The organism is Amphibiibacter pelophylacis (assembly GCF_037688875.1).
Classification (GTDB): Bacteria; Pseudomonadota; Gammaproteobacteria; order Burkholderiales; family Burkholderiaceae_C; genus Amphibiibacter; species Amphibiibacter pelophylacis.
In genome coordinates this window covers 53,164-69,490 of record NZ_JAWDIE010000013.1, presented here as the reverse complement: position 1 = coordinate 69,490, position 16,327 = coordinate 53,164, and the positions used below count along the sequence as shown (strand labels likewise).

Sequence of the window (16,327 nt, the reverse complement as noted above, 5' to 3'; positions counted from 1 at the left end):
TGATGGCCTTCCAACGGCCGGGAGCACAGCATGGCGGGTGATACCAAAAAGCTGCAGCCCATCATCGTCAAGAAGATCAAGAAGGGCGGACACGCCGCGCACGGTGGCGCCTGGAAGATCGCTTACGCCGACTTCGTGACGGCCATGATGGCCTTCTTCCTGCTGATGTGGCTGCTGGGCTCGACCAGCAATGGCGACAAGGCGGGCATCGCCGATTACTTCAACCAGCCCCTGCGCGTGGCCCTGATGGGCGGCGACGGCGCGGGCGACGCCACGTCCATCGTCAAGGGCGGCGGGCAGGATCTGTCGCGCCAGGCCGGGCAGGTCAAACGCGGCGACACGCCGTCCAGATCCACCCTGGCGAAGACCCAGCTTCAGCAGCTGCGCCAGGAGCAGCTGCGCGCCGAAGTGGCGATGCTGACCGATCTGAAAGAAAAGGTCGAGTCGGCCATCAACCTGGAGAAGCTGGCGCCGTTTCGCTCGCAGATCCTGATGGACATGACGCGCGAAGGCCTGCGCATCCAGATCGTCGATTCGCAGAACCGGCCGATGTTTGACAGCGGCAGCGCCCGGGTCAAGCCCTATATGCTGGAGCTGCTGCGCGCGCTGGGTGGGGTGCTGGCCACCGTGCCCAACTACATCACCATCGAGGGCCACACCGACGCCGTGCCGCTGGGCGGCGACCGCTCGGCCTACACCAACTGGGAACTGTCCGCCGACCGGGCCAACGCCTCGCGCCGAGAACTGATCCTGGGCGGGCTGCCCGCCGGACAGGTGCTGCGCGTGCAGGGCCTGGCCGACAGCATTCCGCTGGAAAAAGACGCGCCCACCGCGCCCATCAACCGCCGCATCAGCCTGATCGTCATGAACCAGGACGCGGCCGCCCGTTTCTTCCGCCCGGAACTGCCCGATGAGGGCAGCGCTCCCGAGGCGCCCGCTGCTGCCGCAGCAGCGCCCGCAAAAGCCGGGCCTTAATCCGCCACTTCTGGCGCGTTTCCGGCATCAAGACCGGCGCGCGCCGTCCGATAAAACCAATGTTCAGGGAGTGACCGCACTCCCGTCAGCTTCAGGGTCAGCGCCAAATGAGCAACACCAATCTCAAATTCCTGGTGGTCGATGATTTCTCCACCATGCGTCGCATCGTGCGCGGTCTGCTCAAGGAAATGGGCTGCGAGAACGTCGACGAGGCCGAAGACGGCGCCGACGCGCTCGCCAAGCTCAAGGCGCAGTCTTTCGATTTTGTCGTCTCTGACGTCAACATGCCCAATATGAACGGTTTTGAGCTGCTGAAGGCCGTCAAGGCCGACGAGGCGCTCAAGCACATTCCCGTGCTGATGGTGACCGCCGAAGCGCGCAAGGAAGACATCGTGCTGGCGGCGCAGAGTGGCGCGGCCGGTTACGTGGTCAAGCCCTTCACCAAAGCCACTCTGGAAGAGAAGGTCCAGAAAATCATGCAGAAACTGGCCGGCTGATTCCGGTCCGCCCTGCGCAAGGACCCAAAGGAGACCCCATGGCCCTGCACAATAAAAACGCCCGCGTCGGACGCGCGGCCAAAGGCTGGCACCGGCCCCCGCGCTGCGTGCACACGACAGTGGAAGTGCGCCCGGCCGATCTGGTCATGCTTGGTTCGCCCAGCATGTTCGAGGTCAAAGGCGTCTCGCCCGAGGTGTTCCGCCAGATTGGCGTGATGACGCGCCAGATTCTGGACACCATGAAGCAGGTCGGCGTCATGCCGCGCCTGTCCACCATCACGGGCGAGCTGCCCGACGCGCGCAGCCGGCTGAACTACATCGTCGAGAAAACCACCGACGCGGCCAACAAGGTGCTCAACCTGGTCGATGCGGCCAAGGAAGAGCAGGCCAAGGCCCACCAGGGCTGCGACGCCCTGAAGGACTGGGCGCAGTCCGCCGGGCTGACCGACGCGCAGCGCGCCGAAGCCAGCCAGCTGATCGCCATGATCAGCCAGCCCGTGGACCGCATGGGCGAGCAGATGACCGACATCATGATGGCCCAGGATTTCCACGATCTCACCGGACAGGTGGTCAAGAAAGTGGTCGCCCTGGCGGTCAGCCTGGAAGAAGATCTGGTCAGCCTCTTCATGCAGCTGGCCCCCGAGGCGGTCGAGGAAAGCCGTCGCAACCGCAAGGCCGAAACGGACGCCAGCGAGGCCAAAGAAGCTGCGGCACTTCAGGGCCCGGTGGTCGATCCGGGCAAGACGCGCACCGACGTGGTCGCCGACCAGTCCGAGGTGGACGACCTGCTGGCGTCGCTGGGGTTTTGAGCTTGGTTTGACGTCAGGCGGCACCGCCTCGAAATGGGTGTTAATGGGTGTAGCATTGGTTGCATGCTGCGCACCGACACCCTACAGATCACCCCCGAGATTCTGAGCCTGATCGCCCGGATCGACGAGTTCAAAGGCGCATGGCGGGCTTTAGGGACACTCGCGCCCGAGCGTCTTTCCGCGCTGCGGCGGGTGGCGACCATCGAAAGCATAGGCTCATCGACCCGCATCGAAGGCAGCAGGCTGACCGACCGGGAGGTTGAGCGCCTGCTGTCCAACCTGGCTATCCAGTCCTTCGGCACCCGGGACGAGCAGGAAGTGGCTGGATACGCCGAGCTGATGGAACTGGTGTTCTCCTCGTGGCAGGACATCCCGTTCAACGAGAACCACATCAAGCAATTCCACCAGATCCTGTTGCGCCACAGTGAAAAGGACGTGCGCCACCGGGGACAATACAAGACCCACTCGAACAGCGTCGCCGCTTTCGATGAAAACGGATCGCAGATCGGCATTGTCTTTGAGACCACCGCACCGTTCGACACGCCACGGCGGATGACCGAACTGGTGCTGTGGGTCAACAATGAGCAAGCGAAGGGGCACCTGCACCCCTTGCTGATCATTGCGCTCTTCGGGGTCGTGTTTCTGGAGATCCATCCCTTCCAGGACGGTAACGGACGCTTAAGCAGGGTGCTGACGACCCTGCTGCTGATCCAGTCCGGTTACGCCTATGTGCCGTACAGCTCGCTGGAAAGCGTGATCGAGATGAACAAGGAAGCCTATTACCTCGCCCTGCGCCAGACCCAGGGCACCCTGAGCAAGGATGCGCCCGACTGGCAGCCTTGGCTGGTGTTCTTTTTGCGCTCTCTGGCCGAGCAGGTGCGGCGCCTTGAAAAAAAAGTCGAGCGCGAAAAAATCGTGCTCGCCGCGTTGTCCGAACTGTCCCTTCAGATCGTGGAATTCGCCCGGGAGCACGGCCGCGTCACGATGATGGAGGCCATCAGATTGACCGGCGCCAGCCGCAACACGCTGAAGCAGCACCTGCGCGCCCTGACCGAGCGCCAGCACCTGGAGCAGCACGGCAGCGGACGTGGCGTCTGGTATCGGCTGAAGTAAGGTCCACCGTCCTTGGGTGTAATCTCTGATCCGCAACCGGCCTTGAAGCCGGTCAGGACCAGGAGACACCCCCATGAACGACAGGCTCAACCCCCAGGCGCTTGAGACGCCGCTGCCGCCTTTCGAGGCTTTTGCCCGGGCGCTGCCCACCCCGACACCAGAGCGCGCGGCCATCAGCGCGCAGTGGCACGCGCCAGAGGCCGAAACCGTGGCGGCGCTGCTGCCTGGCGCGCGCATCAGCGATCCGGCGCAGCGCGAGGCCATCGCCACGCTGGCCCGCCGCCTGACGCAGGGCCTGCGCAGCAAACGCGACAGCACGGGCGTGCAGGCGCTGGTGCACACGTTTTCGCTCTCCAGCCAGGAGGGCATCGCGCTGATGTGTCTGGCCGAGGCGCTGCTGCGCATTCCCGACAGCGCCACGCGCGACGCGCTGATCCGCGACAAGCTGGGGCGGGGCAACTGGCAGGCGCACCTGGGGCAATCGCCCTCGCTCTTTGTCAACGCCGCCACCTGGGGCCTGGTCATCACCGGCAAGCTGACGGCGACCAGCAGCGAGAAAACCCTCTCCAGCGCGCTGACCCGGCTGATCGCCCGGGGCGGCGAGCCGCTGATCCGCCAGGGCGTCAACCTGGCGATGCGCCTGATGGGCGAACAGTTTGTCTGCGGCCAGACCATCCAGGAGGCGCTGGACCACGCACGCAAGCTGGAGGCCCAGGGCTTTCGCTACTCCTACGACATGCTGGGCGAAGCCGCCGCCACCGAGGCCGACGCCCTGCGCTACCTGGCGTCTTACGAGCAGGCCATCCACGCCATCGGCCGCGCCGCCGCCGGGCGTGGCATTTACGATGGGCCGGGGATTTCGGTCAAGCTCTCGGCGCTGCACCCGCGCTACAGCCGCGCCCAGCACGCGCGCGTCATGGCCGAGCTGTATCCGCGCCTGCTGACGCTGGTCGAGCTGGCGCAGCACTACGACATCGGTCTGAACATCGACGCCGAAGAGGCCGACCGGCTGGAGCTGTCGCTGGATCTGCTCGAAACACTGTGCCGCGAGCCCGCGCTGGTCGGCTGGAACGGCATCGGCTTTGTCGTGCAGGCCTACCAGAAGCGCTGTCCGCAGGTGATCCGCGCCGTGATCGCGCTGGCGCGCCAGACCGGGCGACGGCTGATGGTGCGCCTGGTCAAGGGCGCCTACTGGGACAGCGAAATCAAGCGCGCCCAGATCGACGGCCTGCCCGATTACCCGGTCTACACGCGCAAGGACCACACCGACGTGGCTTATCTGGCCTGCGCCCGCCTGCTGCTGGCCGCGCCGGAGGCGGTCTACCCGCAGTTCGCCACGCACAACGCGCAGACGCTGGCCACGATTTACGTCATGGCCGGGCGCAACTACTATCCCGGCCAGTACGAGTTCCAGTGCCTGCATGGCATGGGCGAAGGGCTGTACAGCCAGGTCACCGGCCCGGTCAGCGCGGGTGGTTTGGCGCGGCCCTGCCGCATTTATGCGCCGGTGGGCACGCACGAAACGCTGCTGGCTTACCTCGTGCGCCGTCTGCTGGAAAACGGCGCCAACACCTCGTTTGTCCACCGCGTGGGCGACGACAGCATCCCGCTGGATGATTTGGTCGCTGATCCGGTCGAACAGGCCTTCGCGCAGGCCGTGCGCGAAGGCCGTCCGGTCGGGTCACCGCACCCGGCGATTGCGGCGCCGACCGCGCTGCTGGCGGGCCGTCTGCAGGGTGCCGGGCTGAACCTGGCGCACGAGCCCGTTCTGGCCGCGCTCGCGCCCGAGCTGCTGCGCAGTGCGCAAACGCCCTGGCGTGCGGCCTGGGCGGGCGCAGCGGACAGCGCTCCCGGCGAGCCGGTGCGCAACCCCGCGCAGCCGGATGACGTGGTCGGCCAGGTGGTCTGGGCCAGCGAGTCCGATGTCGATGCCGCCCTGGCGCAGGCCAGCGCTGCAGCGCCCGCCTGGTCCGCCACGCCGCCCAGCCAGCGCGCCGCCGTGCTGCGCCGCGCTGCCGATGCGCTGGAAGCGGCGGCGCCCACGCTGCTGGGCCTTCTGGTGCGCGAGGCGGGCAAAAGCCTGGCCAACGGCGTCGCCGAGGTCCGCGAAGCAGTCGACTTTTTGCGTTACGACGCCCAGCAGCTGGAGGTCGCAGGCGATGCGGCCGTGCTGCAGCCCTGGGGCGTGGCGCTGTGCATCAGCCCGTGGAACTTCCCGCTGGCGATTTTTGTCGGGCAGATCGCGGCCGCGCTGGCCGCGGGCAATGCCGTGGTCGCCAAACCCGCCGAGCAGACGCCGCTGGTGGCGGCGCTGGCCGCCCGTCTGCTGCATGAAGCGGGTGTGCCTGCGCCCGCGCTGCAGCTGTTGCCCGGCGACGGTGCGGTGGGCGCCCGGCTGGTGGCCGACGCGCGCGTGGCGGCGGTGCTGTTCACTGGCTCGACGGCGGTTGCGCGCGCCATTGCGGGCACGCTGTCCAGCCGCGCGGGCCCCGGCGGCCAGGCCATACCGCTGATCGCCGAGACCGGCGGGCAGAACGCCCTGATCGTGGATTCGTCGGCGCTGGCCGAGCAGGTGGTGGCCGATGTTTTGGCTTCGGCCTTCGATTCGGCCGGGCAGCGCTGCTCGGCGGTGCGGCTGCTGTGCGTGCAGGACGACGGCGCCGATCGCCTCTTGACCCTGCTGCGCGAGGCCATGGCCGAGCTGGAGGTCGGCGCGCCCGAGCACCTGCACACCGACGTCGGCCCTGTCATCGACGCCGAAGCGCAAGGCGGCATCACGGCCCATATCGCGGCACTGCAGAAAGCGGGCCTGAAGGTCACCCGCGCGGGCCGCCGCAGGGGTCAGGGCGAGGGGGCCGGCGGCCATTTTGTGGCGCCCGCGCTGATCGAGCTCGACCGCCTGGATCGGCTGGAGCGCGAAATCTTCGGCCCGGTGCTGCACGTGCTGCGCTACCGCCGCGACGACTTGCCCGCGCTGCTGGACCAGCTTCACGCGCTGGGCTACGGCCTGACGCTGGGCGTGCACAGCCGCATCGACGAAACCATCGCGGCCGTCTGCCGCCGCAGCCACGCGGGCAATCTGTACGTCAACCGCAACACCATCGGCGCGGTGGTGGGCGTGCAGCCTTTTGGCGGCATGGGCCTGTCGGGCACGGGGCCCAAGGCGGGCGGGCCGCTCTACCTGCGCCGCCTGGTGCAGGACGGCGGTGCGGCCGATGCGCTGCTGGGTGATCTTCCCCCGCCACTGTTTGCGGGCCTGCTGCCCGTGGCTGGCGATGGCGATGGCGCTACCGCGCCCGATTTTGCTGCGCTGCGTCAGCGCCTCGACGATCCGGCGCACACCGCCACGCTGGCGGGAGCTGCGCGACCCGCGCTGCAGGCCTGGCTGGCGCTGGGTGCCGCGCTGTGGGCCCCCGGCGCGCACGGGGTTGCGGGGGAATCGCTGGGCCTGACGCCGGACGAGCTGGCTCTGGCGCAGACGGCCTGGCAGCACAGCGGCGCCCAGTTGCGTCAGGGCGCAGACCTCGTCCTGCCCGGCCCCACCGGCGAGCGCAACAGCTACGCCCTGTGCCCGCGCGGCCGTCTCGCAGCGGTGGCGCGCACGCGCCTGGGTGCCATCACGCAGATGCTGGCCACGCTGGCCCAGGGCAACACGCTGCGCCTGCAGTGGCTGGGCGCGGGCGAGCTGCTCACCCCCGCGTGGCCGCGTCTGGGCTCCGTGCTGCACGTCGGCGCGGATGCTTTGACGCTGGATACGGCCTGCGCGCACGACGACATCAGCGCCGTGCTGATCGAAGTGGATGCGGATGGCGCTGGGGCGCAATCCCCCCTTCAGGCGTTGTCCGGGCTGAATGCCCGGTCTGGCCCACAGCGTCCGGTGGTGCGCGGCGTCGTGCGCTCCACGGCCAGTCTGCAGGCGGGCGCACAGTGGCCCTGGACGGCGCTGGTGCACGAGCAGGTGATCAGCGTCAACACCGCTGCGGCGGGCGGCAATGCCGCGCTGATGACCCTGGGCTAAATGCCGCCGGGGAAGGCCATGTGTCTTCCCCGGTCACCAGGGTTAACACTGACAAAGAGGTTCTTCGTTCTCGGCATAATGGCTGCTAACTCGATTTAGTAAGCCATGAAAGCGGCTTTTAGGCCATGAAACGACACGGACACCTCAACCGCGACATCGCCCGCGTGCTGGCCACGATGGGCCACGGCCAGACCCTGGTCATCGCCGACGCGGGCCTGCCGGTGCCGCCAGGCGTCGAGTGCATCGATGTCGCGCTGCAGCCCGGCGTTCCAGGTTTTGGCGCGGTGCTGGCCAGCGTGCTGGATGACCTGTGGCTGGAAACCGCCTACATGGCGCACGAGGGCCGCGAGCAGCCCGTGGTGCGCCAGGCGGTCGAACAGATCGAATCCACCGGCGCGCCGGTGCAGTGGCTGATGCACGACGAGCTCAAAAGCGCGCTGCAGGACGCTGTGGCCATCATCCGCACGGGCGAATGCACGCCCTACGCCAACGTCATCCTGAGCGCCGGGGTGTCGTTTTGAGCCAGCCTGTTCATGTCCGCCTGATCGGCATCTGCAAGGCGTTCGGCCCGGTGCAGGTGCTGCGCGAGGTGAATTTCGAGGTGCGCGGCGGCGAAGTCCACGCCCTGATGGGCGAGAACGGCGCGGGCAAATCCACGCTGATGAAGGTGCTGGGCGGCCTGCACGCGGCCGACAGCGGCCGCATCGAGATCGACGGCCAGGCCGTGCAGTGGCGCAGCCCGGCGGACGCCGAGAAGCAGGGCATCGCCATCATCCACCAGGAGCTCAACCTCATCCCCGAGCTGACGGTGGCCGAGAACCTCTTTCTCGGTCGCGAGCTGCACCGCTTTGGCGTGCTCGACAAGGCCGCGATGGCGCGTGGCGCACGCCAGGCGCTGGAGCGTCTGGGCGTGGCGGGCATTGATCCGGCCGCCGAGGTGTCACGGCTGTCGGTCGGGCAGCAGCAGATGGTGGAAATCGCCCGCGCGCTGATGCTCAATGCGCGCGTGCTCATCCTGGACGAGCCCACCGCCGCCCTGAGCGAGCGCGAAACCGAGGCGCTTTTTGCCATCATGGCCGGTCTGCGCGAGCAGGGCGTGGCCATGGTGTACGTGTCGCACCGCATGGAAGAAATCTTCCGCGTCTGCCAGCGCATCAGCGTGCTGCGCGACGGCGGCATGGTCGGCGAACGCCTGGTGCAGGACACCTCGTTCGACGAGCTGGTCGGCATGATGGTCGGCCGTGCGCTGGACGAGCGCTTCCCGCGCCGCGACGTGACCCCGGGCGCAGTGCGCCTGGCGGTGAAAAACCTGTCGGACGGCGCGCGCGTGCACGGCGTGAATTTCGAGGTGCGCGCGGGTGAAGTTCTGGGCATTGCGGGCCTGATGGGCGCGGGCCGCAGCGAGATCCTGCGCACGCTGTTTGGCCTGTCGCCGCGCGGCGCGGCGCAGGTCCAGCTGGACGGCCAGCCGCTGGCGCTCAAGGGCCCGGTGCACGCCATCGACGCCGGGCTGGCCTTCGTCACCGAGGACCGCAAGACGCAAGGCCTGGTTCTGGGCCTGTCGGTGCGCGAAAACGCCATGCTGGTCCACCTGAACCGCGTCACGCGCGCCGGGGTGGTGCAGTCGGGCGCCGAGCAGCGCCAGGTGCAGGGCCTGATCGAGCAGCTGCGCATCCGCACCCGCGACAGCGAACTGGAAGTGGGCGCGCTGTCGGGCGGCAACCAGCAGAAGGTGGTTTTCGCCAAGTGGCTGGCCAGCCCGCCCAAGGTGCTGCTGCTGGACGAACCCACGCGCGGCGTCGATGTCGGCGGCAAGGCCGAGATCTATCACATCATCAACCAGCTCGCGGCGCAGGGCGTGGCCATTGTCATGGTCTCGTCCGAACTGCCCGAAGTGCTGGCCCTGAGCGACCGCATCCTGGTGATGCACGAAGGTCGCCAGACCGCGCTGCTGGCCGCCCACGAGGCCAGCCAGGAGGCTGTTATGGCCGCCGCCTCGGGCCAGTCGCAAACCCCAGCCGCCCAAACTGCTACTTTGGCGCACTGACCCGGAATCCTCTCATGTTCACCGAAAACCAGCGTCTGCTGCTGCAGCGTTTTGCTCCCCTGATCGCCCTCGTGCTGCTGTGCGTGGCCCTGACCGGGCTCAGCCCGGATTTCATGACCGTCGGCAACTGGCTGAACGTCCTGCGCCAGGTCTCGGTCAACGCCCTGATCGCCTGCGGCATGACGCTGGTCATCCTGCTGGGCGGGATCGATCTGTCGGTCGGCGCCATCCTGGGCCTGTCGTCCATCGTGGTCGGGCTGATGATCCAGTCGGGGATGGATCCAATGCTGGCGACGGCGCTGGGCGTGCTGTGCGGCGGCCTGCTGGGCGCCTTCAACGGCGTGCTGGTGACGGCCGGGCGCGTGGCGCCTTTCATTGCCACGCTGGGCACCATGACGGTGCTGCGCGGCGTGTCGCTGGTGCTGTCCAACGGCAGCCCGGTCACCGGCCTGTCCAGCCCCTTCTTTGACAGCCTGGGCGGCGGCTACCTGTTTGGCGTGGTACCCACGCCCGTGCTGTGGCTGGTGCTGGTCTTTGCCGTGTTTATTTTCGTGCTGCGCAAAACCCTGCTGGGCCGCCACATTTACGCCTGCGGCGGCAACGAACAGGCCGCGCGTCTGTCGGGCGTGCGCGTCACCCGGGTCAAGATCTGGGTGTACACGCTGTCGGGCGTGCTGTCGGCCTGGGCGGGCATCGTGCTGACCTCGCGCCTGGGGTCGGCCCAGCCCACCGCCGGGTCGGGCTACGAGCTGGACGCCATCGCCGCCGTCGTGCTGGGCGGCACCAGCCTGAGCGGCGGTCGCGGCTGGGTGATCGGCACCCTGATCGGCGCGCTGCTGATCGGCGTGCTGAACAACGGCCTGAACCTGCTGGGCGTGCCCGCCTTTTACCAGCAGGTCATCAAGGGCGCCGTGATCCTGCTGGCCGTGCTGGCCGACCGGCGCAGCAAGTAAATTATTTTTCCCGTTACCACCGAACCCACCCAACCACATCAAGGGATGACCATGACTCTGAACCTGACCTCGCGTCGCCACGTTCTGACCTCGGCGCTGGCCGCCGCTGTGCTGGCCCTGTCGGCCTGCTCCAAAACCGAAGCGCCCGCTGCAGCCAGCAGCGCCCCGGCTGAAGCGCCTGCCGCCGCAGCGGCGCCTGCCGAGGCGGGCGGCAAGGTGGGCCTGGCCCTGTCCACGCTCAACAACCCCTTCTTCGTCGAGCTGCGTGATGGCGCGCAGGCCGAAGCCAAAAAAGACGGCGTGGACCTGATCGTGGTCGACGCGCAGGACGATCCGGCCAAACAGCAGTCGGGCATTGAGGATCTGCTGCAAAAGCAGATCAAGGTGCTGCTGATCAACCCGACCGATTCGGCCGCCGTGGCCAATGTGGTCAAGGAAGCCACCGCCAAGGGCGTGAAAGTGGTCTCGCTGGACCGCACCGTCGAAGGCGCGCCGGTGGTGTCGCACATCGCCTCGGACAACATCGCCGGGGGCAAGATGGCCGCCGAATTCATCGCCAAAAAGCTGGGCGGCAAGGGCAGCCTGATCGAGCTGCAGGGCATTCCCGGCTCGTCGGCTGCGCGTGAACGCGGTGAAGGCTTCAAGCAGGGTCTGGCCGCCACGCCCGACCTCAAGGTGGTCGCCAGCCAGCCGGCTGATTTTGATCGTGCCAAGGGCCTGAGCGTCATGGAAAACCTGCTGCAGTCGCACAAGGACATCCAGGCCGTCTTCGCCCACAACGACGAAATGGCGCTGGGCGCGACCAAGGCGCTGGAAGCCGCCAAAATGAAGGACGTGCTGGTCGTGGGCTTTGACGCCACGCCCGACGCCGTCGCCGCCGTGAAGGCCGGAACCATGGCCGCCACCGTGCAGCAGCAGCCCGCGATGATCGGTGCCCAGGGCATCCAGGTGGCCAAGAAGCTGCTGGCCGGTGAAACGGTCGATGCCAGCATCCCCGTGCCGCTGCAGCTGGTGACCCAGGGGCAGTAATGTCCTTTCCGCAGCGCCCGCCCCGGCTGACCATCGACGACATCGCGCGCGAGGCCCAGGTCTCGCGGGCGACGGCCAGCATGGTCCTCAATGGCCATGCCAGCAAGTACCGCATCTCGGCGGCCACCGCCGAGCGCGTCCAGGCGGTGGCTGACCGGCTGCACTTCGTGCCCAACGCGCCCGCGCGTCACCTGCGCCAGCAGCGCACCGACGCGGTCGGGCTGGTGGTGCCCGATCTGCGCAACTCGGCCCACGCTTATCTGGCGCAGGCGGTTGAGCGGGCCTGCCGCGAGCGCGGTCTGCAGGTGCTTCTGGTGACCAGCAACGAAGACGCGGTCCAGGAAGAGGCTGCGCTGCACCACCTGATGTCGCGCCAGGTCGATGGCCTGATCGTGGTGCCCAGCCAGAGCGAACCGGGCCGCTACCAGCCCTGGGCGCGGCGCCTGCCCATGGTGTTTGTCGACCGTCATATCCCCGGTAGCGGCATTGCGGCCGTGGTCAGCGACGCGGCCAGCTCGGTCTGCGCAGCGGTCGGCGCGGTGATGGACGGCGGCGAGCGTGACATTCTTTTCCTGGGCGGCCGGCCCAGCCTGTCGGTCAGCCGCGACCGCCGTCAGGGCTTCGAAGATGCCTTGCACGAGCGCGGCCTGACCCTGATCGAGGGCGAGAACGGGCAGTTCGGCGAATTTTCCGTGGCCTGCGGCGAGCAGATGATGGCCGCCTGGGTGCAGCGCCATGGGCGCTGGCCCGGTGCGGTGTTCACCGCATCGATTGCCCTGCTGGAAGGCGTGCTGGCCTGCGCGCGTGCCCACGAGGCGCGTGGCCAGACCGTCGGCCTGCGCCGCCTGATCACTTTTGACGACCACAGCCTGCTCGACAGCCTGAGCCTGCCCGTGGACAGCATCCTGCAGGACACGCCGGGCCTGGCGGCGCAGGCGCTGGCCCTGCTGCTGGACACAGAGGCCCTGCAGCGCGCACCGCTGCAGCACGTGCCAAGCCGCCTGCGTCGGCGCGGGGGGGCGGGCGTGGCGGATGCCGCGGTCGCAGCCTGAGCTGCACTCAGCCTGTCAGCTTTTTTTCAGCTTTTCCAGTACCGCGAACGGGTTGGGCTTGAGCCCGGCCAGCGGATCGTCGCTGGGCGTGTGCCCGGCGATCTGGCAATCGTCGTGGCGCGGCGCAATCGGCAGCGCCAGGATCAGCTCGTCTTCCAGCCAGTCCAGCAGCGGCCAGCCGGGTTCGAGCAGCAGCGCCTCGTCGTCGCTGTCGATTTCGTCGAAAACCGCTTCGACGCGGTCGAGTTCGGCCTCGGTGTGGACAAAGCGGAAGGCCTTGCTCACGTCCAGCACCGCGTCGGTGCGCTCCAGGCAGCGCTGGCACTGCAGCGCGATGCGCGTGTGCAGCGTCATGTCCACCCAGAGCTGGTCCGCGTCGCCCGGCGCCTGGCGCACGCTGGGCACAAGGCGCCAGGTCACCGTCTGCGCCGCCTGCTCGGGCCAAACGCCCCGGTAGGTGCACAGGCGCCGCAACTGCGCCAGCGGCAGCTCGCCCGCGAGCGGCTGGCCCTGACGGCACAGGACGGAAATGTCCAGACGCTGCGTGGCACTGGCCTCTGGGACAGGCCCAGTGGCGGACTCAGAGGCGGACTCAGGGGGGGATGACGGACGGTTCATCGTCATATTCTAGTATCGTGGCGGGCATGAATTCTGCTGATCTGACCCCGCCCGCGCTGCTTCTGGCCTCGGGCTCCCGCTACCGCCAGGCGCTGCTGCGCCGTCTGGGCTGCGCTTTTGGTGTGCTCTCCCCCGATATCGACGAAAGCCTGCGCCCGGGCGAAGCCGTGCGCGACGCCGTCCAGCGTCTGGCGCAGGAGAAAGCGCAGGCCGTGGCCGCCCTGTGCGAACGGCGCTGGCCGGGTAGGCTATTCTGGATCATTGCGGGCGATCAGCTCGCCGACCTCGATGGCCAGGCGCTGGGCAAGCCCGGCAGCCACGAGCGCGCCGTGGCGCAGTTGCGCCAGCAGTCGGGGCGCACGGTGCTCTTTCACAGCGCGCTGCATCTGATCCGGCTGGACGCGGACGGGGCGCAGCAGCCGGTGGCGCATCTGGATTCGGTGGCGGTGCGCTTTCGCGCGCTGGACGACGCCAGCATCGAGCGCTATCTGCGTATCGAGCAGCCCTACGACTGCGCGGGCAGCGCCAAGTGCGAGGGCCTGGGCATCGCGCTGCTGGAATCCATCACCACGCTCGACCCGACGGCGCTGGAAGGGCTGTCGCTGATCGCCGTGCGCCGCCTGCTCGCCACGCTGGATTTTGACGTGCTGGCGCAGGCCTCTGCCGGCCCGCTCGCTGTGGTCCGGCTGCAGGATGAATCCCCCGCTGATGCGCCTGTGCTGGGGCGTCTGGTGCTGGTGCCCAATGCCCTGGATCTGGGCAGCGTCACCCAGCCGCTGCAGGGGCAGCTGCCGCCCGACAGCCTGGCGCAGGCGGCCCGCCTGCGGCACTGGGTGGTGGAAAACGCCCGCTCGGCGCGGCAGTTCCTGGCGCGGGTCCAGGCCAGCCAGCCGCTGGCGGCGCGTGTGCAGGATCAGCAGATTATCGAGCTGCCCCGTCCGCCCAAAGGCCGCCCCGGCGCGGGGCTGGATGCGGCGCAGATCGAGGCCCTGCTGGCGCCCACGCGCGCCGGGCACGATGTGGGCCTGCTGTCCGAGGCCGGGCTGCCGGCCGTGGCCGATCCGGGCTGCGAGGTCGTCGCCGCCGCGCACCGTCTGGGCCTGACCGTGCACGTGCTGCCGGGCAGCAACGCCATGGTGCTGGCGCTGGCGGGCAGCGGCCTGCCGGGGCAGTCGTTTGCGTTTGCGGGCTACCTGCCCGTTGATGCGCAGGAGCGCCGTACGCGCATCCTGGCCCTGCAGGATCAGGCACAGCGCCTGGGCCAGAGCCAGCTCGTCATGGACACGCCCTACCGCAATCGCGCCCTCTTGCAGGCGCTGATCGACACCCTGGCCCCCACCGCCTGGCTGGCGGCCGCCTGCGGGCTGACGCTGCCACAGGCCTGCGTGCGTGCGGGAGCGGTGGCGCAGTGGCGCACCGGGAAGCATGGACTGACGCTGGACGCCCTGCCGCTGGACCTGCCCGCTGTGATGGCGTTTGGCGCGGCAGGCTCGGCAGTGGTTTCTGGCCCTGCTCAGGCACCGCCCGGGCGCAAGCCGCGGGAAGGATCAGACCGTCGCGGGCGCGTCTGAGGCCATTTCGGGCGCAGGCGCCACGAACAGCGCAGGCAGCTTGCGCCGCGTCCGGATGTTGGGCGACAGGCGGTTGCGCAGCTGCGCGGCCTGCGCCAGCGCGGCTTTGGGGTCCACCGTGCGCTCCCAGGCGGCGGGTTCGCTGCGCTCGGGCTCGCGATAGGGCTGATCGAAGAAGGGATCAGACGGCGCTGGGCGCGGGCGCCAGGCCGGTGCTTCGCTGCGGGCCGCAGCCCCTGGGGCGTCGTGGCGGCGCGGCGGCGCGGCGCTGTCGTCGCGGCGCGGTCGGGCCGTGGCCTCGAAGGCCGGACGATGGCGTGGCAGGCCGCGAACCTCAAAAGGCGCCCATTCCACCGGCTTTTTGAGCAGCTTTTCCAGGTCGCCGATCAGGCGCTCGTCGCGGACCGACACCAGCGTCACCGCCAGGCCTTCAGCGCCCGCGCGGCCCGTGCGGCCGATGCGGTGCACATAATCTTCGGCGTGAAAAGGCACGTCGTAGTTGAACACGGCGGGCAGATCGGCCACGTCCAGCCCGCGTGCGGCCACGTCGGTGGCGACCAGCAGGTGAACTTCGCCGCGCTTGAAGGCGTCGAGCGCCTTGGTGCGTTCGTCCTGCGATTTGTCACCGTGCAGCGCAGCGGTGACCAGGCCGTCGCGCTCCAGCGCACGCGCCAGGCGCGCAGCACCCAGTTTGGAGTTGACGAAAACGATGGCCTGCGTGAGATTCTCGTCGCGCACCATCTGCACCAGCGCCGCGTGTTTGAAATCCTCGTCGACCTTGATGAAGCGCTGCGTCACCTTGGTGGCGGTGGCGTTGGGACGCGCCACTTCGATCACCTGCGGCGATTGCAGATAGCTTTGCGCCAGCTTTTTGATGTCGCCCGAGAAGGTGGCCGAGAACAGCAGCGTCTGGCGCTGCTTGGGCAGGTGGCTGAGGATGCGCTGCAGATCGGGCAGAAAGCCGATGTCCAGCATGCGGTCGGCCTCGTCGAGCACCACGAACTCGACCTGCGCCAGGCTGCAGTTCCTGGCCTGCAGGTGATCCAGCAGACGGCCCGGCGTGGCGATGACGATCTCCACGCCCTGACGCAGCGCCATGGCCTGCGGTTTCATGTCGATGCCGCCGTAGACCACCAGCGAGCGCAACTGCGTGTGGCGCGCGTAAGCCGCGACGTTCTGTGCCACCTGGTCGGCCAGTTCGCGCGTGGGGGTCAGGATCAGGGCGCGCACCGGGTGGCGCGCAGGGGAAGCGCTGGAAGTTTCGTGACGCAGCATGCGCTGCAGCAGCGGCAGCGAGAAAGCGGCGGTTTTGCCGGTGCCGGTCTGCGCCGCGCCCATCATGTCGCGGCCCGCCAGAACCACGGGCAGGGCCGCGGCCTGGATGGGCGTCATGGTGCTGTAGCCCTGGTCGTGAACGGCACGGACCAGTTTGGCGTCCAGGCCGACGGCGTCAAAGCGCAGCGGGGCCGACGGCGGCGCGGGGATCTCTGGGATCGCTTGAGGGGTGTCTTGCATGGGGCAGGATTATCCCGCATTTGCCCCGCAGGCGGGCGCGAAAGCGGGCAGAAAAGTCGCTGCCGGGCGCTGCCAGGTCCTTGTTTTCAGTAGAATCCCGCTCTGGCCATACTTTACCGCGCCAGTGGGC

Annotated in this window: 13 protein-coding genes; 11 read left to right on the top strand and 2 right to left on the bottom strand. The window is 68.5% G+C overall.

Features of this window, described 5'->3' with window-relative positions:
• Positions 1-30: 30 nt before the first annotated feature.
• The 10 genes from motB (at position 31) to RV045_RS09490 (ending at position 12,493) form a co-directional block, all read left to right on the top strand.
• The gene (gene motB / locus RV045_RS09535; protein WP_423235552.1) at positions 31-975 is read left to right on the top strand and encodes a flagellar motor protein MotB; all 945 of its coding nucleotides are present in this window, start codon (positions 31-33) and stop codon (positions 973-975) included.
• Positions 976-1,082: 107 nt separating this feature from the next.
• A complete protein-coding gene (cheY, locus tag RV045_RS09530) occupies positions 1,083-1,472 on the top strand; it encodes a chemotaxis response regulator CheY (protein ID WP_423235551.1) in 390 nt (129 codons plus the stop codon).
• 38 nt (positions 1,473-1,510) lie between these two features.
• The gene (locus tag RV045_RS09525; protein ID WP_423235550.1) at positions 1,511-2,281 is read left to right on the top strand and encodes a protein phosphatase CheZ; all 771 of its coding nucleotides are present in this window, start codon (positions 1,511-1,513) and stop codon (positions 2,279-2,281) included.
• A 63-nt stretch (positions 2,282-2,344) separates the two neighbouring features.
• A complete protein-coding gene (locus RV045_RS09520; protein ID WP_423235549.1) occupies positions 2,345-3,394 on the top strand; it encodes a Fic family protein in 1,050 nt (349 codons plus the stop codon).
• 73 nt (positions 3,395-3,467) lie between these two features.
• Positions 3,468-7,412: a bifunctional proline dehydrogenase/L-glutamate gamma-semialdehyde dehydrogenase PutA gene (putA, locus tag RV045_RS09515; protein ID WP_423235548.1), complete on the top strand. Its 3,945-nt coding sequence runs from the start codon at positions 3,468-3,470 to the stop codon at positions 7,410-7,412.
• 125 nt (positions 7,413-7,537) lie between these two features.
• Positions 7,538-7,933: a D-ribose pyranase gene (gene rbsD / locus RV045_RS09510; protein WP_423235547.1), complete on the top strand. Its 396-nt coding sequence runs from the start codon at positions 7,538-7,540 to the stop codon at positions 7,931-7,933.
• Complete coding sequence (locus RV045_RS09505; protein WP_423235546.1) at positions 7,930-9,459, top strand: sugar ABC transporter ATP-binding protein; 1,530 nt, start codon at positions 7,930-7,932, stop codon at positions 9,457-9,459. Before rbsD ends, RV045_RS09505 begins: the two co-directional genes overlap by 4 nt.
• 14 nt (positions 9,460-9,473) lie before the next feature.
• On the top strand, positions 9,474-10,412 hold the full coding sequence (locus RV045_RS09500) for an ABC transporter permease (RefSeq protein WP_423235545.1): 939 nt from the start codon (positions 9,474-9,476) through the stop codon (positions 10,410-10,412).
• 51 nt (positions 10,413-10,463) lie between these two features.
• Positions 10,464-11,441 carry a ribose ABC transporter substrate-binding protein RbsB gene (gene rbsB / locus RV045_RS09495; RefSeq protein WP_423235544.1) on the top strand — a complete coding sequence of 326 codons (978 nt, stop codon included), beginning with the start codon at positions 10,464-10,466 and terminating at the stop codon, positions 11,439-11,441.
• Positions 11,441-12,493: a LacI family DNA-binding transcriptional regulator gene (locus RV045_RS09490; protein ID WP_423235543.1), complete on the top strand. Its 1,053-nt coding sequence runs from the start codon at positions 11,441-11,443 to the stop codon at positions 12,491-12,493. The genes rbsB and RV045_RS09490 overlap by 1 nt, the downstream gene beginning before the upstream one ends.
• 15 nt (positions 12,494-12,508) lie before the next feature.
• Here RV045_RS09490 and RV045_RS09485 read toward each other — a convergent pair whose 3' ends face one another.
• Complete coding sequence (locus tag RV045_RS09485; protein ID WP_423235542.1) at positions 12,509-13,117, bottom strand: YceD family protein; 609 nt, start codon at positions 13,115-13,117, stop codon at positions 12,509-12,511.
• 20 nt (positions 13,118-13,137) lie between these two features.
• Here RV045_RS09485 and RV045_RS09480 point away from each other — a divergent pair, with 20 nt between their 5' ends.
• The gene (locus tag RV045_RS09480; protein ID WP_423235541.1) at positions 13,138-14,682 is read left to right on the top strand and encodes a Maf family protein; all 1,545 of its coding nucleotides are present in this window, start codon (positions 13,138-13,140) and stop codon (positions 14,680-14,682) included.
• Here RV045_RS09480 and RV045_RS09475 read toward each other — a convergent pair.
• On the bottom strand, positions 14,659-16,197 hold the full coding sequence (locus tag RV045_RS09475; protein ID WP_423235540.1) for a DEAD/DEAH box helicase: 1,539 nt from the start codon (positions 16,195-16,197) through the stop codon (positions 14,659-14,661). The two genes, RV045_RS09480 and RV045_RS09475, sit on opposite strands and share 24 nt — an antisense overlap.
• Positions 16,198-16,327 lie beyond the last annotated feature (130 nt).